This window comes from Paenibacillus durus (assembly GCF_000756615.1).
GTDB lineage: Bacteria > Bacillota > Bacilli > Paenibacillales > Paenibacillaceae > Paenibacillus_AQ > Paenibacillus_AQ durus.
The window spans coordinates 569,751-593,404 of the sequence record NZ_CP009288.1 but is presented as its reverse complement, the minus strand read 5'-3'; the positions used below and the strand labels follow the sequence as shown (position 1 = coordinate 593,404).

21 protein-coding genes are annotated in these 23,654 nt (G+C 51.2%); 7 read left to right on the top strand and 14 right to left on the bottom strand.

Features of this window, described 5'->3' with window-relative positions:
- Positions 1–239 precede the first annotated feature (239 nt).
- The 3 genes from PDUR_RS02785 to PDUR_RS02775 form a co-directional block, all read right to left on the bottom strand.
- Positions 240–785 carry a DUF1697 domain-containing protein gene (locus tag PDUR_RS02785; protein WP_052409961.1) on the bottom strand — a complete coding sequence of 182 codons (546 nt, stop codon included), beginning with the start codon at positions 783–785 and terminating at the stop codon, positions 240–242.
- Positions 786–812: 27 nt separating this feature from the next.
- A complete protein-coding gene (locus PDUR_RS02780) occupies positions 813–1,109 on the bottom strand; it encodes an antibiotic biosynthesis monooxygenase family protein (RefSeq protein WP_042204997.1) in 297 nt (98 codons plus the stop codon).
- Positions 1,110–1,239: 130 nt separating this feature from the next.
- Positions 1,240–1,869 (bottom strand): hypothetical protein, encoded by a 630-nt coding sequence (locus PDUR_RS02775; protein ID WP_052409959.1) that lies wholly within the window; start codon positions 1,867–1,869, stop codon positions 1,240–1,242.
- A gap of 280 nt (positions 1,870–2,149) precedes the next feature.
- On the opposite strand from PDUR_RS02775, the gene PDUR_RS02770 reads away from it, so the two are divergent.
- The gene (locus PDUR_RS02770) at positions 2,150–2,467 is read left to right on the top strand and encodes an MGMT family protein (protein ID WP_042204996.1); all 318 of its coding nucleotides are present in this window, start codon (positions 2,150–2,152) and stop codon (positions 2,465–2,467) included.
- A gap of 90 nt (positions 2,468–2,557) precedes the next feature.
- Here PDUR_RS02770 and PDUR_RS29640 read toward each other — a convergent pair whose 3' ends face one another.
- From PDUR_RS29640 to PDUR_RS02745, 5 genes are all read right to left on the bottom strand, one after another.
- A complete protein-coding gene (locus PDUR_RS29640; protein WP_233277467.1) occupies positions 2,558–2,887 on the bottom strand; it encodes a hypothetical protein in 330 nt (109 codons plus the stop codon).
- 221 nt (positions 2,888–3,108) lie between these two features.
- Positions 3,109–4,368 (bottom strand): extracellular solute-binding protein, encoded by a 1,260-nt coding sequence (locus tag PDUR_RS02760; protein ID WP_042204994.1) that lies wholly within the window; start codon positions 4,366–4,368, stop codon positions 3,109–3,111.
- Positions 4,369–4,390: 22 nt separating this feature from the next.
- On the bottom strand, positions 4,391–5,953 hold the full coding sequence (locus PDUR_RS02755; RefSeq protein WP_042204992.1) for a response regulator: 1,563 nt from the start codon (positions 5,951–5,953) through the stop codon (positions 4,391–4,393).
- A gap of 19 nt (positions 5,954–5,972) precedes the next feature.
- Positions 5,973–7,769 carry a cache domain-containing sensor histidine kinase gene (locus PDUR_RS27030; protein WP_052409955.1) on the bottom strand — a complete coding sequence of 599 codons (1,797 nt, stop codon included), beginning with the start codon at positions 7,767–7,769 and terminating at the stop codon, positions 5,973–5,975.
- Between the two features lie 86 nt (positions 7,770–7,855).
- Positions 7,856–9,658, bottom strand: coding sequence for a glycoside hydrolase family 66 protein (locus PDUR_RS02745; RefSeq protein ID WP_052409953.1), 1,803 nt, complete (start codon positions 9,656–9,658; stop codon positions 7,856–7,858).
- 648 nt (positions 9,659–10,306) lie between these two features.
- On the opposite strand from PDUR_RS02745, the gene PDUR_RS02740 reads away from it, so the two are divergent.
- The 3 genes from PDUR_RS02740 (at position 10,307) to PDUR_RS02730 (ending at position 15,430) form a co-directional block, all read left to right on the top strand.
- Entirely contained in the window at positions 10,307–12,856 is a 2,550-nt protein-coding gene (locus PDUR_RS02740; RefSeq protein ID WP_042204991.1) for a glycoside hydrolase family 31 protein, read from the top strand.
- Between the two features lie 126 nt (positions 12,857–12,982).
- Complete coding sequence (locus tag PDUR_RS02735) at positions 12,983–13,819, top strand: hypothetical protein (protein ID WP_156130252.1); 837 nt, start codon at positions 12,983–12,985, stop codon at positions 13,817–13,819.
- Positions 13,820–13,861: 42 nt separating this feature from the next.
- Positions 13,862–15,430 carry an alpha-amylase family glycosyl hydrolase gene (locus tag PDUR_RS02730; protein ID WP_042204989.1) on the top strand — a complete coding sequence of 523 codons (1,569 nt, stop codon included), beginning with the start codon at positions 13,862–13,864 and terminating at the stop codon, positions 15,428–15,430.
- Positions 15,431–15,994: 564 nt separating this feature from the next.
- Here the strand turns inward: PDUR_RS02730 and PDUR_RS02720 are convergent.
- From PDUR_RS02720 to PDUR_RS02705, 4 genes are all read right to left on the bottom strand, one after another.
- The gene (locus PDUR_RS02720; RefSeq protein ID WP_042204987.1) at positions 15,995–16,711 is read right to left on the bottom strand and encodes a DUF1361 domain-containing protein; all 717 of its coding nucleotides are present in this window, start codon (positions 16,709–16,711) and stop codon (positions 15,995–15,997) included.
- 220 nt (positions 16,712–16,931) lie between these two features.
- Positions 16,932–18,692 carry a SulP family inorganic anion transporter gene (locus PDUR_RS02715; RefSeq protein WP_052409951.1) on the bottom strand — a complete coding sequence of 587 codons (1,761 nt, stop codon included), beginning with the start codon at positions 18,690–18,692 and terminating at the stop codon, positions 16,932–16,934.
- Positions 18,693–18,860: 168 nt separating this feature from the next.
- Entirely contained in the window at positions 18,861–19,187 is a 327-nt protein-coding gene (locus tag PDUR_RS02710; protein ID WP_042204986.1) for an ArsR/SmtB family transcription factor, read from the bottom strand.
- A gap of 170 nt (positions 19,188–19,357) precedes the next feature.
- On the bottom strand, positions 19,358–19,735 hold the full coding sequence (locus PDUR_RS02705; protein WP_042204985.1) for a hypothetical protein: 378 nt from the start codon (positions 19,733–19,735) through the stop codon (positions 19,358–19,360).
- A 154-nt stretch (positions 19,736–19,889) separates the two neighbouring features.
- Between PDUR_RS02705 and PDUR_RS02700 the strand changes: the two genes are divergently transcribed.
- Entirely contained in the window at positions 19,890–20,669 is a 780-nt protein-coding gene (locus PDUR_RS02700) for a carbon-nitrogen family hydrolase (protein WP_042204983.1), read from the top strand.
- Positions 20,670–20,781: 112 nt separating this feature from the next.
- On the opposite strand, the gene PDUR_RS02695 is transcribed toward PDUR_RS02700, so the two are convergent.
- Both PDUR_RS02695 and PDUR_RS02690 read right to left on the bottom strand, forming a co-directional pair.
- Positions 20,782–21,072 (bottom strand): putative quinol monooxygenase, encoded by a 291-nt coding sequence (locus PDUR_RS02695; RefSeq protein ID WP_042204982.1) that lies wholly within the window; start codon positions 21,070–21,072, stop codon positions 20,782–20,784.
- Positions 21,073–21,126: 54 nt separating this feature from the next.
- Positions 21,127–21,765: a nitroreductase family protein gene (locus PDUR_RS02690; protein ID WP_407944307.1), complete on the bottom strand. Its 639-nt coding sequence runs from the start codon at positions 21,763–21,765 to the stop codon at positions 21,127–21,129.
- Positions 21,766–21,974: 209 nt separating this feature from the next.
- Between PDUR_RS02690 and PDUR_RS02685 the strand changes: the two genes are divergently transcribed.
- Positions 21,975–22,523, top strand: coding sequence for a sigma-70 family RNA polymerase sigma factor (locus PDUR_RS02685; RefSeq protein WP_081949359.1), 549 nt, complete (start codon positions 21,975–21,977; stop codon positions 22,521–22,523).
- Positions 22,498–23,559, top strand: coding sequence for a DUF4179 domain-containing protein (locus PDUR_RS02680; protein ID WP_042204979.1), 1,062 nt, complete (start codon positions 22,498–22,500; stop codon positions 23,557–23,559). Before PDUR_RS02685 ends, PDUR_RS02680 begins: the two co-directional genes overlap by 26 nt.
- The last annotated feature ends 95 nt before the right edge of the window (positions 23,560–23,654 follow it).

The following is a 23,654-nucleotide window of genomic DNA, read 5'->3' as shown; positions in this document are numbered from 1 at the left end:
AAATAAGCTGCCGCCGGCAGAGTACCGGAAGCAGCTTATGGTTCAACCTGAACCAGGGGCATCCGGGGAGCGTTTCATGTTCCTGAATGCCGGTTCAATGCATGTTAATGCTTGAAATCATGTTCACCTGATCAATGGGCGCGCCAGTCATTCATGATTTTAACGCCCATTATTTTCTAAATCCAGGTACTCACGAACAAGATTTTTTTTCTTCATATTACTGTTCCCGCGCCATCGCGTTACTGTTCCCGCACCATCGCCGCAAGCTTGTTCACCGTGTTCCAGTTGCGGGATGTGGCGGACACGCCCATTATTTTTTCCAGAGGGACCTTGAACAGCGGGGAGTCACTTACTTTGGTCTTGTAGAGAATGTACATTTCCTTGCCAACGACGCGCAGCTTGTCCTCTCCGTCTTCATAAGGGCGCAGCCGCTCCAAGGCTTCATCCGTAAGCTCTCCGGCCAGAAAAGAAACATATAACCGCTTGAACTCCTCCGCCCCGGTCAGCTCGAACGGATTGTTCGCGATGGCCGCCTCCAGTTCTTTCGCGGTGCGGATGATTACAGATGCGTCAAAGCCGAAAGTCTCGCTAATGCCTTGTTCAATGGCTCCCCCAAGCGTCTCACCCCCGCCATCCCGGCCATCGAACACCACGTTTCCGCTCTGAATATAGGTCTTTACGTTCTGAAAGCCGAGGGATTGCAGCATCGTCCTCAGGTCCTGCATCTTGACGATCTTATTCCCTCCGACGTTGATGCCGCGAATCAGGGCGATAAATTTTTCCACGGGAAGGCCTCCTTTTCTGTCTTTCGCTTATATCAGCTTGATACGCGTAAAATGCTCGACCACCGGAAACGGGCTGTAGTAGTGATGAAGCAGCGCCTTCCATTCCAGATACTGGGTGGATTCCCTGAATCCGACCGTATGATCTTCAAGATTCCGCCAGCGCACCAGCAGCAGGTATTTGTGATCGTCTTCCAAGCCTTTTTGCAGTTCGTGGCCCAAATACCCTTCAATGGAGGAAATGAGTGGCGAAGCCTTCTTGAAGCTCTCTTCGAACGCCTCCGTCATTCCCTGCTTGATGTGCAGCATAGCCGCCTCCAGTATCATGGTTATCCGCCTTTCAACTATTCGTGATTTCCCGGCCTGCACCGCGTGCAGCTCTCAGCACGCGGTGGGGCGATACGTGGTGGCTGTCAACAATCCGTTCAATGTCCATCCGCATAGTCGCGTTCACCCCTCACTGACCCAGCGCTCCTCTGAAAAATTCATGCACTAAATTATTAACCACAATAAGAACGGCCAAAGACTCGTTGACGCTGCCGACTTCAAGCGAATGATTGGCTTCATCGATTGTGTACAGCGCTACGTTCGTTAGACCACTGATTCCCGCCGCGTCCTCTTCGCTGAACAAAGGGTCGCTTCCGCCGTATATCACGGTGCCCCCCGAACGTTTGATGTAAGGAACCGATTCCCGTAATGGCGTCAGATACAGACACTCCGCCTTCACAGAAGAAGTCGCTGCGAGACTGCCTGCGATGACCGTGCCGATGCTTTTGCCGATGAACAGCAGCCGCTTATAGCCCGGCACTGATGAGAGCGCCTGTGCGCATTCTTCCTCAATGATACCCATTTCCTCACGCTTCAGCTCGGTTCGCGCGCTTTGGTAACCATATTCCAGCACCAGCAGATCGCAGCTATGCTCCAGTGCGTTCTTGCCCGCATAATGCAGCAGGGGAAGCTCAGCCGGATAATTTTTTCCCGGAAAAATAACCGCCAGCGTATCTGATCCCTGTGAGTAGTGTTTATGTCTGACGTCCCGCCCCCAATGCGAGGGCATCGTTATGTATTTCATCACCTTATCCGCCATGTTCCCGGTCACCTCCCGAAACGAATGATCCTTTGATGAATCAGGCCTTTTGCCCTGATTGCTTCTCATTATACCTTTTATTAACAGGAGGTGGAAATCAAAAAGCCGGCCCCCGCTTCTCGCGAGTAACCGACTGTACGCAAATAATGGTTTAAGCTGCATCACCGTAAATGCCCATCAGCGTTCCTATCTTACCCTTCGACAAGGGAACATGGGTTTAGGCAGCTCTTTCGTTCTCTGCTATAATCAAAAGACACAGCTTAGGAAGGGAGCCCTAAAAGTGACGCCGTTTACGGAAAAAGCCATTCGCATCATACAATCCATCCCTGAAGGGAAGGTAATGACTTACGGGGGAGTCGCCGCCGCAGCCGGAAGCCCGCGTGGGGCTAGGCAAATTGTCCGGATTCTGCATTCCATGAGCCGGAGCCACAAGCTTCCCTGGCACCGGATCATCAATGCGCAGGGAAGAATCTCGCTGGCGGATGGGGAATCCGGCGAGATTCAGCGGCTGTACCTCATAGGGGAAGGCGTCGAGTTCGATGAGCAGGGAGCCATCGACCTGAAGCGGTTCGGTTATGATCCAGGTCCGCAGGACTGAAGCGGCCCGCCGCGTTACTCCCCCTTTTTCATGCGGATTAAACAAACGGGACATCGCGTGCATAAATGAATCGCTGACCCCGTTTGTATTTCACCGCCATTTCCTCAAGATTTTCCTTACATAGATCTCACCGGACATATGCTCCAAGAAGTCATATAACTGCTGGTCAAGCTCTAAATTCAAAGCTTCATTTAATTCGTTCCCATCGTCATCGTATAGCTCAAAGTTATTGCATTTCCAATCATTGAATCTTTGTTCCAGCAAGTTTTTGTAGCTAAGCCAATGTTTGCCGCAATTAGATTCATAAGTAGGGTACCATTGGTTGATGTAGATTGTGTCTAATAATTCTTCCAAGTCTGACGAGTAACACACTCTATTTCCAAGACCGGCAATGACAGCTTGAAACTCATCCTCCGTCATAAGCTTTACTTCACCTGAATAGTCGTAGCAAACCTTATCTTTGTATGGATGCAGGAATGGCTCTTTTGTCCTTACCCAGTGATAGGGGATTTGTTGATCAATGATCTCCATGAGCATATTGGAAACAGTTAGCGCAACTTCTCTATTTTCGATTACACTCCCCCCTGTTTTTGTTCTTAAACCTATTCCTCAGTTCTACATCCAGGAGAAATTTTCCTTCATTAATATTTAAGCAGCTTGTCAATTCCCTCGGCCGCTTGGTCCAATCCTTCCCTCGCGGAGAGATGGCCCAGAAAGATTTGATGCAGGTACACGGTATACAGCTCTTCGATCTTGCTCCAGTTCTTCACAGGCGGCCGCAGGAAAGAGTCATCAACCTCTTCAACGTAAGGATAGAGGTAGGAATGACTGCTAACGTTCAGCGCTTTAACCGCTTCCTTATTAGTCGGAATTAACCCGGCCTTGGCCATAATCAGCTGCCCTTCGAGGCCAGTCATCCATTTCATAAAAACCCATGCCTCCACCGGATGCCTGCTGCCTTTCATAATGACCAAATTCTCGCCGCCAATAATGGAGCCCGTTCCATTCCTCTTAGGAAACGGTACAGATAGAGTTTGTTTAAGAGCCAGTCTCTTGTCGGACTCTTTCAACAAGCTGAAGAACCACGGCGCTTCATCCGTTAACAACAGGTTTCCGTTCCGTACTCCCGCCCAGTTATCTCTGTTCTGGGTCACCGCCGAGAGATGAATGAGCTTGTCCTTATAGAGCTTCGCCAGCTTCTCCACCGCCCGGACGGTACGGTCACTATTCAAATATCCGGAAGCCCTCGTAAAGTCCCGGTCCATAAATGAGCCTCCCAGACTATACAGGTATGGAAGGGTATCCCAAGGTTCCAAGCCCCCTAGACCGATTACAAAATGCTGCTTACGGACCAGCTCCAAAATTTCGTCCATGGTGTGCGGAGGCTCCGAATATCCGGATCGCGCAAGTAACTCCCGGTTAAATATGGTCAGCTTCGTAAACAGGTTGAGCGGAAGGGAGTAATACTGGTCATTATAATGGCCTGCATTCATGACCTTTTGATGAAAAGCATCCCTCACATCGTTGAAGCCCGGAAAACCGTTTAACGGCTCAAGCAGCCCTTTATGCGAAAACTCGGGTACCCAGGCAATGTCCATCCTTACGACATCCGGACCGCGGCCCGAAGAAGCGCGCGCAATCAAATTGTATTTTAATTCGTTGTTGTTGGCTAAGTTTATGCACTTGATCCGGATGTCCGGATGATCCCGCTCAAAAGCAGGTATCAACTCCTGCATCAGCAGCCGGGTCTCCTTATCGTTATACGTATGCCAGAAAATAAGAACGGTTTTATCATTCCCTTGAAGGGTCTGTACGCTCTCCGGATTCGAGATCATGGAAGTACCTCCACATCCGGCCGTTAACAGCAGGATCAGAATAAAGGATATCCAGCGCGTGGCCAATCGAAGATTCCTCCTTTATTCGTTATACGATAGTTGACACCTTTGTGCTGTCCCTATATTCCATGGGAGTAGATCCCGTACTTTTTTTGAATACCTTGCTGAAATATTTCACGTCTTTAAACCCGGCGGCTTTGGCTACATCGGAAATCCGGCTTTCATTCTGCGTCAGCAGCCGCTTCGCTTCCCGAACCCGCAGCTCGATCAGATAGTCGATAAAGGTTCGGTCGGTTTGCTTTTTAAACAGCAGACTGAAATAACTTTTACTGAGATGAACGGTATCCGCTACGCTTTGCAGCGTCAAATTCTCGGTATAATGAGAGGTTATATATTCCAGCGCCTTTGTGATCAGTTGTCCGCCATACCCGTTATCGAGCAATTTGGGAATAAACGCTTTGCCGATTTCCTCCAGCTCATTAACCATGAATGCCGCGACCTGCTCCAATGTCTCTGTCTTGCGGAGCTGCTCATACCGTTCGGGAAACAAGGCGCCGTTATCGGCATGGAGCCGGCAGGCTTCGGTAAGAAGAGCAATCGCCTCCTGCTGCACCGTTTCCGGACTCAAAACCATGCTCTTCCAGCGTTCCACCGCAAGATCAACCGCGAATGAAACCGGTTCGCCGCTGCGGATCATCTCGAAGAAGGGTTCCCAATCATAGTCAAGCCCGGTGTCTTTTACTCTGGAGCTGGTTTCCGCCTCTCTTGCCGCATATAATCCGCCAACCCCTTCGAAGAACCGCCTTTGACAGGCCGAACGGCTGGCGAAATATCCAGACAGTATGCGGCTTGCTCCCCGCTTCACAGCAAAGCCGGCCGACGATGAAATTCCCCACTCCGCTTGAAGCCGCTCCTTCCACTGAAGAAGCCACTGCCGGGCCTCCTCCTCCGGGCCGGGAAAGATCAGGAACAGGCTGCTTTCAGCGGCGAGCAGCGCGCTTCCTTCCTCCGAACGCTCATAGAACGCTTCCTGCAGCTCCTCCAGCAGCAGCTGAACATATAAGTATCCGTGATTTTCTTTCCATTCCTCAGCCCCATCGAGCATAAGATACACACAGGCGTAGGAATGTTCCAGCCATGATGGAATCCAGACGGTTGAAGCGGATAGAGCCTGCTCTTGTACGATCAGTCTTTTGATTTCCTGCTCTGCGCGCTTTCGTTCCAGATACACGGCGCCTTGCTGATACGATTTCAGTTCAAAGACCTTTTTCCGTTCCTCCTCAAGCATGCTAATACTGCGGCGAAGAACGGCAAGCAGATCTTCCTGCTTGAGCGTTAGCTTGAGCAAATAATCGACGGCGCCAAGCTTCAAGCCTTCTTTTACGTAATTAAAATCACTGTAATTACTGATTAGAATTACCTTCAGCCAAGGGCAAAGCACCAAGGCTTGCTTCATCAGCTCGATGCCGTCCATTAGAGGCATTTTGATATCCGTGATCAGAATATCGTAGGCCCGGCTTTCTAATTGGGCCAATGCCTCTGCGCCATTCGCGTATTCTTCAACCGAAGCCCCTTCCTTTTCCCAGTCGATAAATGCGCTGATCCCGTTGCGGATGATAGGCTCGTCATCAACGATAAGTACTCTGTACATGGGTGTTTCCTCCGATCTATCAGTTCTTAGAGGATGTTTCGGAAAGTGCTTTTAACAAAATGTGTACCGTGGTTCCCTGTCCGGACGTGCTTGTAATCGAACAATTCCAATTTTGAGCGTAATAGAGCCGCAGTGTGTCGTAAATATGGCGCAGGCCGATACCGATCTCGCCATTTTCTACTGCCGTTTCCAGATTGTTCAGCACCTTCAGCTTATCCTCCCCGATGCCTAACCCGTCATCTTCCACTAGAAATTCCAGGTATTTGTCATACTTTCGAATTCGGATCGATATCCGCCCGTCTGTATTTTTCGGCACGATCCCATGAAAGATAGCGTTTTCCACCAGCGGCTGCAGCAGCATCCGGGGAATGATCACTTTCTCCGTACCCGGTTCGACATCCAGGTCCAGTTGAAAGACTTTTTCGTACCGAAGCGCCAAGATAATCAAATATTTTCGGATAATATCCAGTTCCTCTTCCACCGTAATCCGGCTGCCGCTTTTGCCCATGTTCGCCTCAAGCAGATGGTTCAGGGCCGACAACACCTCGGATGCGCGGTCATTCTGTTTAGAGTCAATTAGCCACCTGAGCGTGCTGAGCGTGTTATATAAGAAGTGGGGGTGAATCCGGTGCATGACCGCGCGGAGCTCAGCATGATATTTCTCGCTCTGCTCGTCCTCCACTTGCCGCATTAAATTTTCGATTTTGAGAAGCATCTTATTAAACTGTTTACTCAAAAAGCCGATTTCATCGGATGTTCGGACAGCCGCCCTGACCTGAAGGTCTCCGTTCTGAACGGAAAGCATGCTCTGGGTCAGCTGCTTTACAGGCTGGGTCACCCACCTGGCGATAAAAAGTCCGATACCGATAGCGACCAGGGAGAAAGCGGCCGAAGAGAGCAAAATCCAGGTCTGAAGACGCTCCAGCGGCCCGCTGATTTCCGCAACCGGAACGGTGCCGACAATCATCCAGCCGTTGCTGAGCAGCTGCTTAACCCCATAATAAGGGACTCCATTCATGTGAAACTCGAACTCCACGGCGTTATCACCGACAATCCGCTCATACAAATCAGGGTTCTCCACTCTCTTGTTGATCATATCGAGATTGGAGTCGATCATGATCCTCCCTCCGGAATCGACCACGAAGAACTTGCCCGTCTTCCCGAGCTGCAGCTGCCGGATCGTACCCACAACCGACTGCCCGTCCAAATTAATCTGCACCAGTCCGATATTGCGCATGGTATTAAAATCCTTAAGGACTCTTGCTACCGGCAGAACCAAATCCGTATTGACGCCGCCTCCGCTGAAATGATCATACTGTAGGCCCTGCCAAACCAGCTCTCCGTCTTTACGTTTGGCTTCTTTGACCCAGTCCTGGTCGGACAGCTGGATCTCCTTCAGCTTCTGGTCGGAAAAGGTGCCGCTCCCCCAGCCTCTCCCCTCCTCTTTCAGCAGATAGACGATTTTGACAAAGGAATTGGAATAGACATAATTGTTGAGCAGCGTATTTATATATTGAAAATTCCAGCTCTCTTCGTAAGATGGACTGTTGCCCAGCTCCATGGCCGCCCGCTGAATGTTCATATCACTGGAGACAAAATCGGAGGTGTCGATCCCAACATCGAGAATAAAAGAGAGCGACTCCGCCGTTTGTTTCGCGATTTGAATCGTTGACTCACGCACGTTCTTTTTCAAAATAGAGTCGGACAGCCAATAGTAGGACAAGCTGGTAAAGAGAGTTGGAATGATAATAACCAGCAGGAGGACCAGTATAATCTTGGCGGTAAAACGATTGGATATTCGCAATTTATGCAGCATACGGCCTCTCCTATTGTTATGTTCGTTAATAAAAGTGTACAGGATACAAAGCTGGATACCAATGGTATTTAGAGGAAAACAGTCCTTTACTCCTCATATTCAACTACCACCATGTCCCAATATTTCAGCTTGGGCAGCTTCCATTCAAGCCTGCCATCCTGCTGCGTGAACTCTAAAGCTTGGGGCGAGCCGCCCCTGACATCGGGAGAAGCGAACCATACTTTGGCCACTGGCCGGTCGGTTCTCACTGATACGGAAACATCTTGCCTCTCCACGGGTTCCCTTTGGCTTCCCTGGTCGTCATTCCAGTTCATCGTGGAAGCGTCCGTGAAATTAATGAAATGGAAAATATCTTTACAATCCTTCCGCTTGGAAAAAGACCACACTTTCCCCTGCGAAGCCTGGTCCGAAATCGCAAGCTCCCCTGTCCCTTCGGCCTTTAGCCCGGATTCTACCGTCCCGTCCCGAAGGAGATTCTGATAAGCAGCCAGAAAGTCGTAGTAGTTAATCAGCTGCGCTTCGAGCGCCGGGGAGATGCTCAGATTTTTATGGGGAAAGTACTCTTTGGACAGCATGTTTTCTCCCAGCTCCAGATGTGAACCGCCCGAGGCAAAGATCACCGCATCCGTCAGCAGGACCCCTGGCGTGTTGAACTCACCGGGAGAATCGGAATAATGATAATTCATATATGCCGCTAGGACCGTATTCAGCCGGTTCCCGCTGTATGCGGAGTTCTGGTCAATCACTTCCTTTAAATTCTCGTAGCCCGGATGGTTGCCCCATACCTCGGTATAGAGAAATTTCACGGGAGCCTCGCGGGCAATATGCTCCTGGCCGAACTGGCCCACCGCGTTCATGACATAATCGACGTTCAATTTCTCCTTGGCCGCCTTCAGGAAAGCCTGATAGGTCCAGGCCAGGTCAACCGGATTGCCTTCATAGGTCCAGAGCGGACCTCTGTCGCCCAATTGGTCCACATGCCAGCCGTCAAAGGGAAGCGTCTTAAACGTCTCGATTTCCTTCCCGGCCAGATAATTCTGCCATTCCGGATTGGCGGGATCATACATATAAATATCGCTCGCCCAATGATCCGGAAGAGGATGCTTATCCTGCTCGCCGTGGGCGGGGTCCTTGAACATTCCCCACTCTTTCTTCACACCGTCATTTTCCGCGCCCTCATAGGCTCCGAAGAGTAAGTTGTAATTCATGGCCTTCATGCCCCGGCTGTGAGCAAGGCCGATATAGCTTTTCACGGTGTCAAAGGATACCGGACGGCCCGCAATGTCGGTCCAATCCGCCGCGGGGTGGCCGTCTTCGAAACGGATCGGCTCCTGATGCTTGTACTGCCAATCGTAGAATTGTATGCCGTTGATGTGAAACCGGTTTAAGCGCTCGATCACCCGGGACCTCTCTTCATTACTCATTTGCGGAAAATCAGCCAGGTAGCCGTAACGGGGAAATTTCCCCCAGTCAGAGGAAACGTCGACGGCAATATTCATTTGATCGACCGGCTTGTTGTTCTTTATATAGAACACTTCGGCGAAGTAACCCCTGCCGTCTTCCTTCGGAGGGGTCCAGTTCCAGGTCATCTCCTCCCCTTGCGCCTTTAAGGTTTCTTCCTCTACGATCTGGTCCATATGCAAATAACGGATATGTATCGTCCCTCCGAACGCCGGACGCCTCAGCTTTAGATCAAATCGGACATTCTCTCCCGGCCGGTAAGCCGCCTTATCGGTAACCAGCTTCTCAAGCAGGATGCCACGCTCTATTCGGTCAACCTTTTGCGGATCAGAGACGATCTCAGAAGCATTCTCGCAAGCCGATATCAGCCAAACCGTCACCCAGAGCAGAGCAGCAGCGGCTATCCGTATCATCCTGACGTGTCTCATGTTGTCTCACTCCTATCCCTGGTTCAGTTCATTATCTGAGAAAAACCCCATATGATCAATTGGAACACGTACCTATTTTAGAGTCCCGTATCGCATAATTTCTATGGCCCAGAGACTCTTGTAACCGCTATCATATGGTAGAGTGTCTTATTTTTGCGGAAGAGAGAAAGATATTACACTTTTTTAATATTTACAATATTCGGGTTTAAATGACTAGTTTTTCTTCCAGAAACATAGATTTTCCAGAAATTTGCCGGAAAAAGTGTTCTATTTTTCGATACACAGTAAAATAAAAGGTTGACTTCGGCGCTCTCCATTTATGAATAAAGCGGTTTAATAGACCCCGGGAACTATTATTTCCCTCATATTCACAATTAAATGGTAATTACTTGTTAGAGTTCAGGATGCAAAAACAGATAAAGATTAAAAGATTGAATCCTAGGCGTGGCGCTGGTTTGGCGATGATTCACCCTATTTTTGCAAACGTTTTCCTTTCTGTTATTAGAGCCTGCTTATCCATCCCGTAGGAGGTTCTCCCCATTGTTGCAGCCCCCAGGTGCTTGCTAACTTGGTAGTGAGCGGGAAGCCGGATAAACGCCGGCTGACGGTTCGATTTACAAACTGAATCGGAGAAGGAGAGAGTAATGTATGCGTAAAAAGGGAAAGTCTTTAAGCCTTTCTAAAAAACTGGCGAGGGCTACCATCTGCCTAAGCTTGCTGACAGGAACGGCTGCGGGCGTGCTTCCGGCAACTGTAGCGTTTGCGGAAACCCAGCCTGAGGCGGATACCCCGTTAAACAAACAGAATCTTCAGCCGTTATCCGTACAATCGTTAGAATCTTTGGACAATGGAGTGAAATTGAACCTGGGCGACTACCAAGGCTTTATCCGGCTCTTCTCGGAGGACATGGCTAAAATCTCGGTCGTTAAAAACGGCGAAGACGAGTTTATCTCCCCTGGAATCGCCAAGAAGGATTGGAAGACACCTAAATTCACGTCCAAGGAAACGGATAAAGAATACATCCTTTCCACCAGCGAGCTTACTGTAAAAATTAACAAACAACCGTTCGGCGTTAAATTTTTGGACAAGCAAGGGAACGTCATCAACGAAGACGCGGCGCAAGGTGTCGGCTATGAGAACGGCAAGCCGTATGCGTTTAAAAAGACGGATTCCACTGAAAATTTCTACGGTTTCGGCGAGCAATCCGGCGGGCTGAACAAGCGCGGCAAAAGCCTTGGCATGTGGAATACCGACGCTTATTCCTATAACAAAAACACCAAATATCTGTATACGTCCATTCCATTCTTCATCGGGTTGAAGGACAAGAAAGCATATGGCATTTTCTTCGACAATACGTTCCGCTCTTATTATGAAATGGCCAGTGAAAAAGACGATTACTACTACTTCTACGCCAACGGCGGCACTCTGACTTACTACTTCATCAACGGTCCGGAAATCGGCGACGTTATCGACCGGTACACCGAGCTGACAGGCAAATCGGAGACGCCTCCAATGTGGTCCCTGGGCTTCCATCAAAGTAAATGGGGCTATACGCCGGAAGAACTCGTGGATGTGGCCAAAACCTACCGCGAGAAAAAAATCCCGCTCGATACGATGCATTTTGACATCGACTACATGGACGGATACCGCGTGTTCACCTGGAACGACCAGTACAAACAAGCGCTGAAGACGCTGAAGAATGAAGGCTTCCACGCCATCACGATCAACGATCCAGCCGTCAAGCAGGATGAGAACTACCGCATGTATCAGGAAGGAACCGCTAACGATTACTGGGCGAAAAATCCGGACGGCTCCACCTTCTTCGGCGATGTGTGGCCGGGCAGATCCGCCTTCCCGAACTTCCTGAAGTCGGATGTCCGCAATTGGTGGGCCGGCAATCTCGGAACCCTCTTGAATGAAGGCGTTGACGGCATCTGGAATGATATGAACGAACCTGCCGTATTTGACGGTCCTTTCCATACAGCGCCGCTGGATACCGTGTTTGAAAGCGACAACGGGGAGAAGAAGCTGCATACGGAAGTCCACAATCTTTATGGACATCTTGAAACCGAAGCGACATATAACGGCTTCCTGAAAAACAAACCGAACACCCGTCCATTTGTGTTAACCCGCGACATGTACGCAGGAACGCAGCGTTACGCGGCGCTCTGGACTGGTGACAACGTAAGTAACTGGGAGCATCTGCAAATGTCGATTCCGATGAACGCCAATGTTGGATTGTCCGGTGTTCCGTTTGTCGGCAATGATATCGGCGGCTTTGCGAAATCGCCGGGCAATGTTCCGACGCCTGAGCTGTTCGCAAGATGGATCGAAGTCGGCGCCTTCCTGCCATTTGCCCGCGACCACTACGATAACAGCGCGAAATCCGGACTGGCAGGCGGGCAAGAGCCTTGGAATTTCGGCAAAGAGGTTGAAGATATCAGCCGCAAATACATCTCCATGCGTTATGAGCTGCTGCCTTACCTGTACAACCAGTTCAAGGAATCCGCGGAGAACGGTCAACCGGTGCAACAACCGCTCGTTTACCAGTTCCAGGACGATGCGAAGACGTATAACATCGAAGACCAGTTTATGTTCGGTGATTCGGTAATGCTTGCGCCTGTTGTCAAAGAAGGCCAAACGAGCCGTGAAGTTTATCTGCCTGCCGGCGAGACATGGGTCGATTACTGGACAGGCAAATCGTACGAAGGCAACCAGACGATCACGGTTAAAGCTGATCTTGGAACACTGCCTATTTTCGTGAAAAACAATTCGATCATCCCTCGTCAGGAAGTGGAGCAATCCACCGATGAGAAGAAGCTGGAAAATCTGATTCTTGACACGTATCTGGACGATACAGCCAGCTACAGCTTCTACGAAGACGATGCCGCGACTATGGATTACAAGAATGGTGAATTCAATATCACGGAATTCAAGGTGGACAAGAAAGGCAACCACATCGAGTTCGAGCAGGACAAGAAAGCTCAAAATTACGCTTCCGACATCAAGTCCTACACGCTGAAGCTGCACGATGCCGAGCAGCCGAAGAAAATTCAGGCGGCTAAACACAAATATGACCAAGTGGACAGCTTGGAGCAATTGAACCAGCAGGAAAGTGGCTACTATTTCGATTCGGCTGAACACGTTCTGTATGTCAAGATCCCAGCCGATGAAGACCGCAGTGTAAAAATTCAATAATACGATTCACGGCTATTGCCGGAAGAACGGAAAACGGGTAAGCATCTTCGGCTTCACCCGTTTTCCTTTCCTTAAGGCGATCCCGTACCCATCTAACCAGAATCTGCAGAATTGAGCGTGTCCGATATGAAGCATACCAAAACCATCACTGCCACAGTTCTTTCCCTATCGTTATTGGCCCTTCCGCTTGTCCAACCTGTACATACTGCATTTGCTGAAAAAGTCACCAACGGACAGATGGAACGCCAAAAAAGCAACAAGAACCAGCCGGCTAAAGCGGCATGGGACAAGAGCTCTTTGCGCTTTACCGTGGTAGAAACGACCTACGCCGGAATTTCGGCAACCGTTATAAATGGCGGCTCCGGGATGCAGGGCGAAACGGTCTATGAGGTATTCCGCAGCGACACCGGCAATCCAAAGAACGGCGAAGTCGTAGCCTCAGGCGTAATCGGGACACTCGCTCCCGGTGAATCGCAGAAACTGACCTTCACGCCGGCTGTGCTGGAACAGGGAAATTATATGTTCAAAGCCTATCAGCGGCCGGGTCATCCGGGAACGGGTGTATTGTGGAGCGATTCCATTTCCGTTAAGGAAACCCATGAAGCTGACGGAACGAACCAGCCCGAGCGTCCGTTCGACCAGTATTTCAACTCGGATGTTCAAGGAGGAACGGCAACATTTACGGTTCCTGAAGGCATCGGGAAAGTAGAGATCAGCTTCTCCAGCTATGTCTATCCGGAAGGCGTCATTCCTCAGGAAGACGGCAAGCCTTACGAGAATCAGCATGTGTGCGATAATGTGACCCGAACCTATGGACCGGGAACGCATACCGTGCAAGTCAACCTGCCGGAATCCGGGTATTGGCAGTCCGATCTGTACTTGGGTCCGGTTGTCGAAACATTGACGGAAAGCGGACATTCCATGGATTCGATCATTGATGCCGATTACGGTTCCGTAAATTAAGATTCATAACCCCATTATTTTTAAGGAAGAGAGGTTTCAAAGATGAAAAAAGTTACATCCATGGCCTTAACCCTGCCCTTACTGTTCAGCTTCGCCAGCGGTGCTCTTGCTAAACCGCAGATTCAGAGCGACTCCAGCCTTGGCGTCTATTACGAGATTTATGTCAATTCCTTCTCTGATTCCAACAACGACGGAAAAGGCGACCTGAACGGCATCCTGCAAAAGCTGGACTATCTGAATGACGGAAACCCGCATACCAAGAAAGATTTGGGCGTCGATTCGCTGTGGTTAATGCCGATCGGTCCTTCTCCCAGCTACCATAAGTATGATACGACCGATTTCTACAGTGTAGATCCGGCGTACGGCAGTATGGAAGACTTCCGGAGCTTGACGCAGGAAGCGCATAAACGGGGAATGAAAGTAACGATCGACCTTGCGCTCAACCACACGAGCAACAAGCACCCGTGGTTCCTGGAAGCCGCCAAGGACAAGAACAGCCCGTACCGGGATTACTATATCTGGGCCGACGAGAACACCGATTTGAATGAAAAAGGACCGTGGGGACAGCAGCTCTGGTACGAGTCGTATCCGGGTTCCGGGGACTATTACTACGCTTTGTTCATAGATTTCATGCCGGATTTGAACTTTGACAATCCTAAAGTGCGCGAAGAGATGATCAATGTCGGCAAGCATTGGCTAAATCAGGGAGCCGACGGCTTCCGCCTCGATGCAGCCATGCACATCTACAGCAAGCCTGATGAAGCGGATAAGAATGTCGCATGGTGGGATGAATTCAAGCGGGGACTTGCCGAAGTGAAGCCGGATGTTTATCTGGTCGGCGAGGTGTGGGACCGCCCGCACAATATTGCGCCTTACTACAAAGCGCTGGATTCTTCGTTCAACTTCGACGTGTCCTCGAAGATTTTGGACGCCGTGCAGAACGGCTCGGATAACGGGCTGGCTTCTTTTGCTTCGAGTACCCTTGAATTGTACAGCCAATACGCCGATAACCCTATCGATGCCCCGTTCCTTACCAATCACGACCAGGTTCGTACGATGTCCTTACTGAACGGGGATGTGAATAAAGCTAAAACCGCTGCCTCCATCCTGCTCACCCTGCCGGGCAACCCGTTCATTTATTATGGAGAGGAAATCGGCATGCTCGGGGAGAAACCGGATGAGAATATCCGCGAGCCTTTCCGGTGGTACCCGGGAAACGGAGAAGGGCAAACCACTTGGGAGCCCTCCCGTGATAATTCAGGTCCGGACGCCGTCTCCGTAGAGGCGCAGGCGAAGGATAAGGACTCCCTCCTCTCCCATTACAAGGAGCTGATCCGCATCCGTCATGAGAGCCCAGCCTTAATGAAGGGCGACATCCAGGAGATGCCAACCGGAGACAGCCGCATTATGGGGTACACCCGAACCTTCGAGGATGATTCCGTACTCGTTCTGCATAATCTGAGCGGTGACACGGTAACCATCGAACTGTCCGGTGAACAATGGCAGGGGCGTAAGCTCGATTTCACTACTTCAAATAGCGTAAAAGTCAAGAAGTCCGGCGATCAACTGGAAATCACGATCCCGGGTTATACGACCTGCGGCTTGAAATAACCGTCAAATTAAACCTCAAATGAGGGTGTCCCATAATGGGATGCCCTTTTTTTAGGTGGGGTTTAGGTAGATAGACGGGGCCACCCGAATGGAAGCGGGGGATTCTTCTTCAATTTAGGGGGGGTGGAGTAAATAATGCAGAAAACCTGAAATTCTGCATCTTTTGCTCGCCTGAGAATAGCTATGTATAACACGCCTGCAAAAATGCAGGTTTGTTCCCATTCAGCCTCAAATTCAGTCAGAATAACCTCAAATCCCTGTATAATTGCAGGTTTTCTTTGAGAAAAAACGTTTTTGATCGAAAAAAGCTGCACTTTAGCTGTTTTGCAATGATGCTGAACTAAAATCATAACCAACCTGACCTGTTCCTTGATGTTAGAGCGATTGCCCAATAGAAAAGCAAAAGCCAGCAAGTATCCAATAACGGAAAGACTTGCTGGCTTCTTAACTTTTTTAGGAAGGCGGCCGTACCGCAGGTATATTCACTTATGGGACAGCTCCATTTCTCTAATCGCAGCATCGCAGCTTACAATTCACATTTTACGCCCTGCACCTCATACCCGCTTACCAAGACCCGCGTCTGGACTGGAATCCGCCAATCTCAGAACCTTGGCTTCCACTGCCGCGCGCATTCAGCAGACTGTACAGCGTCGCATAGATGACCAGCAGCACAAGGGCAATGAACAAGGTGAAAAAGACGGACTGGCGGTTCACGCTGTCCACCATAAGCTGATACAGCCGGTGCCTATCGGTCAGCACATCCCAGCTGTTGAGGCGGTATACCCGGCCCAGCAGTACCCCATACCCGCCCAGAATGCAAGCGGCGAGCACAAAGACCCAGGACAGCAGCAGATTCGATTTGCGCCAGATCACCGTCTGGAACTGGTACAGTGAGAAGAACCCGGTCAGCCAGGCGGTCCAGGTGAACAGCAGCAGCAAAGCCAGGTCATACCAGAACCGGCTCTGGACGACTCCGCCAATAATATAAATACCGCTGCGATTTGTTAAATGAAGCAGATCGGTCATGATATAAGGGGCATTGGGGAAAAAGACCAGCCAGGCCGCTCCCAGCGGAAGCAGCAGCAGACTATGCGCATCCCGTTTGTACAGCGCATGCGCCGCCAGCGAGAAAAGAAATGGCAGCCAGGCCAAAAACAGATTCCAGATCAAAAACTTGTAGAAATCATTGGTCCTCAGCGAAACGATGCCATATACGGCCAGCGTTGCCAGAGTGAGTCCGGCAAGCATCAGAAATACCTTCGGATAATTCAGCTCCTTCATCAGCAACCTTCTCCTTATCAGCAATATTTCCATATATTATCCCATTGTACAAAGAAGGAGAACCCGAGTCCACCCGGCATGACCTGCGTACTTGTCCGTTCGGCCTTCAACCCCTGCCTGCAGAGGAAGCGGCCTTTTCTCCTATTTCTGATAAATAAAAGCCCGGGCGCTGTCACCCGGGCTTTTATTCAGTTTCTCTTCACATACCTTCCGCGCTTCGTCAGCGGGCGATTTCCGGCTTGGAGCGTGCTTTGAAGCCAAGAAGGTTCTGTGCTTCTTCATAGCCGGACAGGGCGGCGCACTCCCGGAAGGCGGAGTGGCGGCAGCCGATGCACTGCTCCCTTGAGACGGTGCGGAGAGCTTCATTGATGGCTTCCCCGGTATGATCGTAGAACCGGGCAGCGCCGATCCGTTCATAGAGACCCGTCTTCCGGAGCAGCTCAAGCGGCTGGGGCTGTAAAGAGGAGATGAGCAGCTTCCCGCCCGAACTCTCCAAATGCTTGACGAGCCCCGCCAGGTTGCTCTCCCCCGTTGTATCCATGAACGGCACCTTGCCCATCCTTAGCAGAACCACCCTTGGCTGATCAGGCCCGGCTCCGGGCATTGTGTTCTCGAAGCGGTAGGCCGCCCCGAAGAACAGCGGGCCTTCCACGTTGTAAATGCCGATCTGCGGGCAATCATGCTCCTTCGAGACCATATGCGGTCCTACTTTAACCGATTCCGGATCGGGCAGCACCTTGGACACGAGATGAGCCTCGCCCATCCGCTTGACGAACAGGATGACGGCCAGCACGAGCCCCACTTCCACGGCCATCGTCAGATCGGCGAAGACCGTAAGCAGGAAGGTAATCAGCAGCACCAGCGAATCTCCCGTTCTCGTCTTGAGCAGATGAAGAAATGCTCTCCGTTCGCTCATATTCCAGGCGACCACCATCAGGATCGGTGACATCGCCGCCAGTGGAATACTTGAGGCATACGGTGCGAACAGCAGCAGAATCAGGAATACGACAACGCTGTGAATTACGCCGGAGAGCGGGGAAACCGCCCCGCTCTTAATATTGGCGGCGGTCCGGGCAATCGCGCCGGTCGCGGGAATTCCGCCAAGCAGCGGAGCCGCGATATTGGCGATGCCTTGTCCGATCAGCTCGCGGTTGCTGTCATGCCGGCTGCCGCTCATACCATCGGCTACGACGGCCGACAGCAGCGATTCGATCGCGCCCAGCATGGCGATCAGGAAGGCGGGCCGAATCAGCAGCCGGATGCGCTCCCAGGTAATGACCGGGAAGTGAAAGCTCGGCAGCGTGCTCGGAATGTCTCCGTAAGCCGAGCCGATTGTCGCCACCTTGCCGCTGAAGAACAGCGCCGCTATTATGCTGGCAGCGATCAGTCCGATCAAGGAGCCCGGCACCCGGGGAGCGAACCGGAGCGCCAGCAGCACGATCGCCAGGCAGACTGCCGCCGTCAGAATGCTGTATGGATTCATTGTTGAGATATGAATGCCGATCTCGCGCATGTTGTCCACGAACTTCTCATGCCGCTGGATACCCTTCAGGCCAAGGAAGCTGGCGATTTGCCCGGTAAAGATGATGACGGCGATTCCGGCGGTAAATCCGATCGTGACCGGCTTCGGAATGAATTGAATCAGCACGCCAAGCCGGAGCGCACCCATCAGGACAAGCATAATACCGGCCATCATGCCCGCGATGAGCAGATTCTCGTAGCCGTACTGCGCCCCGATAGCGAACAGAATCGGGATAAAAGCGCCGGTCGGGCCTCCGATCTGAAACCTCGAACCGCCGAACAGTGAGATCAGAATGCCTGCGACAATCGTCGTGTAAATGCCGTATTCAGGTTTGACACCCGAGGCAATAGCAAAAGCCATTCCCAGAGGAATGGCAATAACGCCGACAATTGTGCCGGAAACAAGATCCTTTCGCAGAGAGCTCATGCCATAACCCTGAAATCGGCCCCATCCTATCATACTATAACCTTCTTTTCTTTGAATATCTGATTATTTGAATATATATGACACATTACTCCTGTATTTTTCTAATGTCAATCCTAAAGTCAAAGCTCACTTAAGCCTGATCCCCCCAGCCTGCCCCCCCCTGAGAACGCCTTCAATCGAAACGCAACGGAGCCGCAGCCTTTATTCGCTGCGGATCTCCTCCAGCAGAGAGATGGCATTCACCAGATGGTTATCGAAAATTTGCTTGGCCACGGCCAGCAGATCCTTGATCAGCGGATCGCGAAGCGAATAGATAACAGAGGTGCCTTCCTTCACACTGTTCACCACGTTCTTCGCCCGCAGAACGGCGAGCTGCTGCGATACGGCAGAGCCTTCCGACCCTAGAATCGATTGCATCTCGTTAACGGTCTTCTCCCCTTCGCTGAGCAGCTCCAAAATACGGATGCGCATCGGATGAGCCAACGCCTTGAAAAATTCGCTTTTAAATTGCTGAATATCACTGTTCATTTCGCCCGTGCTCCTTACAGCTTCTTTCTATTCTTCACTTCAAACTTTCCGCTTGTTATTTTAAGCATACCCGCGAAATAAGCCGCGCACAACCCCGGTTCGCCATCGCCGCCTCCGGCTGCCGCGCTGACAAGCGCCGAATCGCTAAGAACGCGGGAACCCGCCCTGCGCTAATAAGCCGCCGGATAGATGCGGATGATTCCGGCTGTAAGCTCCACCGTGCCGCCAATCGCCATAGGCTCGCCTAGACATTCGAACATAATCAGCGACTCCCCGAGCCGCATATAAGCCGTTCCGTCCTCTTCAATATCTTCCAGTGTTCCGGTCAGAACATTCTTACCTGGCTTCATGGAGATCGCCGGCGGCTTCCCGGGAGCCGGAACGAGGTCTACCCATTTGATAAAAAGCTCGGGCAGCTCCAGTTCCGCCTCATATTCCTGTCCGGGTACCAGGGAGGAGCCGAGCCATTGCCCCTTGCCCTCGCCGTAAGCCGAGGAGAAATATACCTCGCCATGGCGCTCTCCGGCGCGGGTTATCGTGATTCTCATCTTTCGCTCCTCCTTCCGGTATATCCTACTTTTTTACTTCGGCCAGCCGGTTTTGTCAATAGGTGCTGTCGTCTTGAGAAGATCGCCGGACAGCCATATTGCCTTGAACGGCGGATAGCCGTATAGTGCTATACATAAGGAGGCGAACCGCTGAATGAAAGTTTCCCTGCTTCAACTCGACATCGCTTTCGGCAATCCGAAGGCCAATTACGCCGCGGCGGAGCGCGCCATCCGCCTTGCCGCGCAAGGACAGCCGGACTGCATCCTGCTGCCCGAGCTGTGGACGACCGGCTATGACTTGACGCGTCTTGACGAAATGGCCGACGCGAACGGCAAGGCCGCAGCAGCGTTTATCGGCGGCTTAGCCAAGGAATACGGTATTAACATTATCGCAGGCTCCACCGCCTGGCAGCGCGCGGAAGGTGTAACCAACACCATGTTCGCCGCGGACCGCGAAGGAGTTCCTGCCTTGGAATACAGCAAGCTGCATCTGTTCCGGCTCATGGATGAGCATCTGTATCTCCAGCCGGGGTCGTCCAAAGGGCTGTTCCGTCTGGACGGCACACCCTGCGCCGGCGTCATCTGCTATGATATCCGGTTTCCGGAATGGATACGCGCCCATATGGTCTCCGGAGCGGAGGTGCTGTTCGTCTCTGCGGAATGGCCGCTGCCGCGCCTCGCCCACTGGCGCGCGCTGCTCGTCAGCCGGGCGATAGAGAACCAGTGCTATGTTGCCGCCTGCAACCGGGCGGGGTCAGATCCCGCTAATGTTTTTGCGGGGCATTCCATGATTATCGATCCCTGGGGAGAAATCGTCTGTGAGGCGGGCGAAGGGGAGGAGATTGTATCCGGTGAGCTTGATCTGGTCAAAGTGCGGGAAGCGCGCGGGCAAATCCCGGTATTTACCGACCGGAGACCCGAGATGTACAAGTAAGCGCCAAGGCCCCCTTTTTTGTGCAAAAAAGAACCTCCCGCGTAACGATGACCGTGAGGCGGGAGGTTCGGATACATAACTGCTGGGAGTGAAAAGGTCTACGCCCTTCCCCTTATGCCTGTTCCGCGTTATACACCTTGATATCCAGTGGAGCGGCAAGGAATTCTTCCGCTTTGCCTACGAAACCGGTAAAGTGAGGAGTAGCGTTATGGGTATCGACGGCTGCGGAATCGCGCCAGGCTTCGACCATAATGAACACATTCTTTTTCTCCGTATGTTCGTATAGATCGTAGTACACGTTGCCCTCTTCCGCCTTGCTTCCCGCGAGCAGCGGCTTGATTTCGGTCAGAAAGGCATCTCTTTTTTCCGGATTCACATAAAACGTAGCATGGATAATAATCATGATTTCTCTTTCCCTCCTTATCTTATTCCTCTATATTTTACGCCCTAAATCTATTTATTTCCATTCAGCGATTTTATCAATAGGCAGACGGACCGAAGAGAAGCCTTCCTCCGCAGCTTTGCCGATCGAGAGCAGCATGACGGGCACGTACCGCTCCTTGTCCCAGCCGAAGGCTTCCGCGACCTTGTCCTTGTCATAACCGCCAATCGGATTCGTGTCGTAACCGTGGGCCCGGGCCACCAGCATAAGCTGCATCGAGACCAGTCCCGTGTCAATCAGCAGGATTTCCCGTTTAACCTCCGGCGGCAGAACGGCAATATGGTTATTTATACCCGCCAGTTGTTTTTCCTTCACTTCAGCCGGCATCCATCCGCGCTCAACGGCGGTGCTGTAAATTTCCTCGGCATAGTCGAAGCTGTTCATGTCCCCGAATACCGCAATCACCGCCGAAGAAGTCTCCACCTGCTGCTTGTTGTAGCGGGCCAGCGGCGCCAGAGCCGCCTTTCCTTCCGGGCTGTCAATCACAAGGAAACGCCAAGGCTGCATGTTGACCGTAGAAGGCGCAAACGTCGCTTCCGTAAGAATTTGCGTCATTTCCTCTTTGCTGATTTTTACAGAAGGGTCATATTTGCGAATGGAGCGCCGGCCGGTAAGGACCTCGGTAAAATCATTGTTCAGGGTCTTGTTCATCAGTAGATCTCTCCTCTTTATAAAAAAAATTTCAATTCACATTCGTTCAATCTGGGAAGCTCTTATTCTATATAAATTGTAAAAGATTAATTTTTATATGATTTATGTTACAAGCCGTTCATTCACCCATGGGCGATTATGCTAGAAAGAGGGAAGTTGAAACGTTTCTTGGGCCGGATATCTCTAATAGAGGAGAAAAGGAGGTTAGTTGAGTGAGTTCAACAACAGATTTGGTCCCTCGCGCCATGCGCGGCGATCCGGACGCTTTTCAATCGCTCATTCATGCAGAGAAAGAGAAGCTCTACAGGATGGCCTATGTGTACATGAAAAATGAGACGGATGCGCTGGAGGTTTTTCAGGAGACCGTGTATAAGGCGTTCAAATCGATATCCTTGCTGCAGGACAGCCGTTATTTTTCCACCTGGCTCACACGGATTCTAATTAATACGGCTATCGCCCACTTAAAAAAGAACCGCAAAGTTACCGCAATGAGTCCGGAGGTGCTTGAACATATCGGGGATTCTTATCAGTTTCAGCTGGAGGATCAGCTCGATCTTCTTCAGGCCATGGAGACGCTAGAGGAGAAGTATAGGACGGTGCTGCTGCTTCGCTACTACAAGGATTATTCGGTTAAGCAGATTTCCGAAATTCTCGACTACCCGGAAGGAACGGTCAAGACGAACATTCACCGGGGCCTAGCGATTCTGCGAAAAAAGCTGAAAGGAGCCGCTTGCGATGATTCAAGAAATTCATACCTTTAAAAAAGAAATCGACAGCATTCCCGTGCCCTATGACAAGCTGGACGCTATTATTATGAAGACGGTTCAGGAAACCGGTGTAGGCAAGAGGACGAAGATACTTAGAAAAATGGGGTATACGGCGGGGGCGGCGGCCGTTGCTTGCGGTCTGCTGATCGGTTCGGCGGCTTTGTCTCCGGCAATGGCAAGCATTGTGTCCAAAATTCCGGTCATTGGGTCAGTATTCATCCAGATCGGGGACAGCGGTTTGAAGAACGTCAGCGAACACGGATTAACTTCAGCGATAGGCATGACCAAGATTTCCGGGGGCGACTCGCTTACGATCAACGAGGTGTTCTACGACGGGACACGTTTAAGTATCGGATACTCGCTGGAAACGGAGAAGCCGATGGGAGAGGCCTTTACCATGTTAAGAACAGATTTTGCTGTCAACGGAACCGCAGCGGCGTTCTCAGGAAGCGATAAACAAACGGAAGTCACCCCGACCTATCGTACGGGCATTTTGGAAATTAACTCTTCGGTGGATTTGACGGATCAGTTCGAGCTTGGACTGGCCCTTAGCACCGAGGACAGACAAAAGAAATGGGACTTCGCCATACCTGTGAGCAAGCAGGCTGGTACCAAGCTCATCGCGATCGGCCATAAGCAGCAATCCGGCGGAGTTGACCTGACGGTATCCGACCTGGTTATTGGACCGGCGGGAATGCGGCTTACCTTTAGCGCCGTATCCGAAGACCAAGACTCCGTCGACTATCTATCAGTCAGAGCGGTGGATGAAGCGGGACATGAACTGGGTTCCCAATCGGGTGGAACCAGAAGTCAATTCCGGGATGGTAAATATTATTCCACCGGCACCCAGCTGTTTAATCCGCTTCCAGCCGGCACAAAAACCTTAACATTCACTCCTCATGTATCTTTGCCTAGCATGGGCGGCGGGGTTGCGATTGACCAAGACGGCACAGAGACACCGGTCGAATTCACTCCTCATCAAGCATCAGGAAAAACCAAATTTGACAGTTTCACAGTGACCCTGCCTTAAGGTTCGTACACATGACAATTAGGAGCTTACTGAGTTCAGGAGCATTCCTTTGTTTTTTAGCGGGAGTGTCCAATAAACCATGGAAATGGCTGCGG

Bases quoted from the DNA above. Each gene is read 5' to 3' on its own strand.
- PDUR_RS02780 (WP_042204997.1), bottom strand. From the start codon at position 1,109: ATGATACTGGAGGCGGCTATGCTGCACATCAAGCAGGGAATGACGGAG.
- PDUR_RS02775 (WP_052409959.1), bottom strand. From the start codon at position 1,869: ATGGCGGATAAGGTGATGAAATACATAACGATGCCCTCGCATTGGGGG.
- PDUR_RS29640 (WP_233277467.1), bottom strand. From the start codon at position 2,887: ATGACGGAGGATGAGTTTCAAGCTGTCATTGCCGGTCTTGGAAATAGA.
- PDUR_RS02755 (WP_042204992.1), bottom strand. From the start codon at position 5,953: ATGTACAGAGTACTTATCGTTGATGACGAGCCTATCATCCGCAACGGG.
- PDUR_RS27030 (WP_052409955.1), bottom strand. From the start codon at position 7,769: ATGCTGCATAAATTGCGAATATCCAATCGTTTTACCGCCAAGATTATA.
- PDUR_RS02745 (WP_052409953.1), bottom strand. From the start codon at position 9,658: ATGAGACACGTCAGGATGATACGGATAGCCGCTGCTGCTCTGCTCTGG.
- PDUR_RS02740 (WP_042204991.1), top strand. From the start codon at position 10,307: ATGCGTAAAAAGGGAAAGTCTTTAAGCCTTTCTAAAAAACTGGCGAGG.
- PDUR_RS02735 (WP_156130252.1), top strand. From the start codon at position 12,983: ATGAAGCATACCAAAACCATCACTGCCACAGTTCTTTCCCTATCGTTA.
- PDUR_RS02730 (WP_042204989.1), top strand. From the start codon at position 13,862: ATGAAAAAAGTTACATCCATGGCCTTAACCCTGCCCTTACTGTTCAGC.
- PDUR_RS02720 (WP_042204987.1), bottom strand. From the start codon at position 16,711: ATGAAGGAGCTGAATTATCCGAAGGTATTTCTGATGCTTGCCGGACTC.
- PDUR_RS02715 (WP_052409951.1), bottom strand. From the start codon at position 18,692: ATGATAGGATGGGGCCGATTTCAGGGTTATGGCATGAGCTCTCTGCGA.
- PDUR_RS02710 (WP_042204986.1), bottom strand. From the start codon at position 19,187: ATGAACAGTGATATTCAGCAATTTAAAAGCGAATTTTTCAAGGCGTTG.
- PDUR_RS02705 (WP_042204985.1), bottom strand. From the start codon at position 19,735: ATGAGAATCACGATAACCCGCGCCGGAGAGCGCCATGGCGAGGTATAT.
- PDUR_RS02700 (WP_042204983.1), top strand. From the start codon at position 19,890: ATGAAAGTTTCCCTGCTTCAACTCGACATCGCTTTCGGCAATCCGAAG.
- PDUR_RS02695 (WP_042204982.1), bottom strand. From the start codon at position 21,072: ATGATTATTATCCATGCTACGTTTTATGTGAATCCGGAAAAAAGAGAT.
- PDUR_RS02680 (WP_042204979.1), top strand. From the start codon at position 22,498: ATGATTCAAGAAATTCATACCTTTAAAAAAGAAATCGACAGCATTCCC.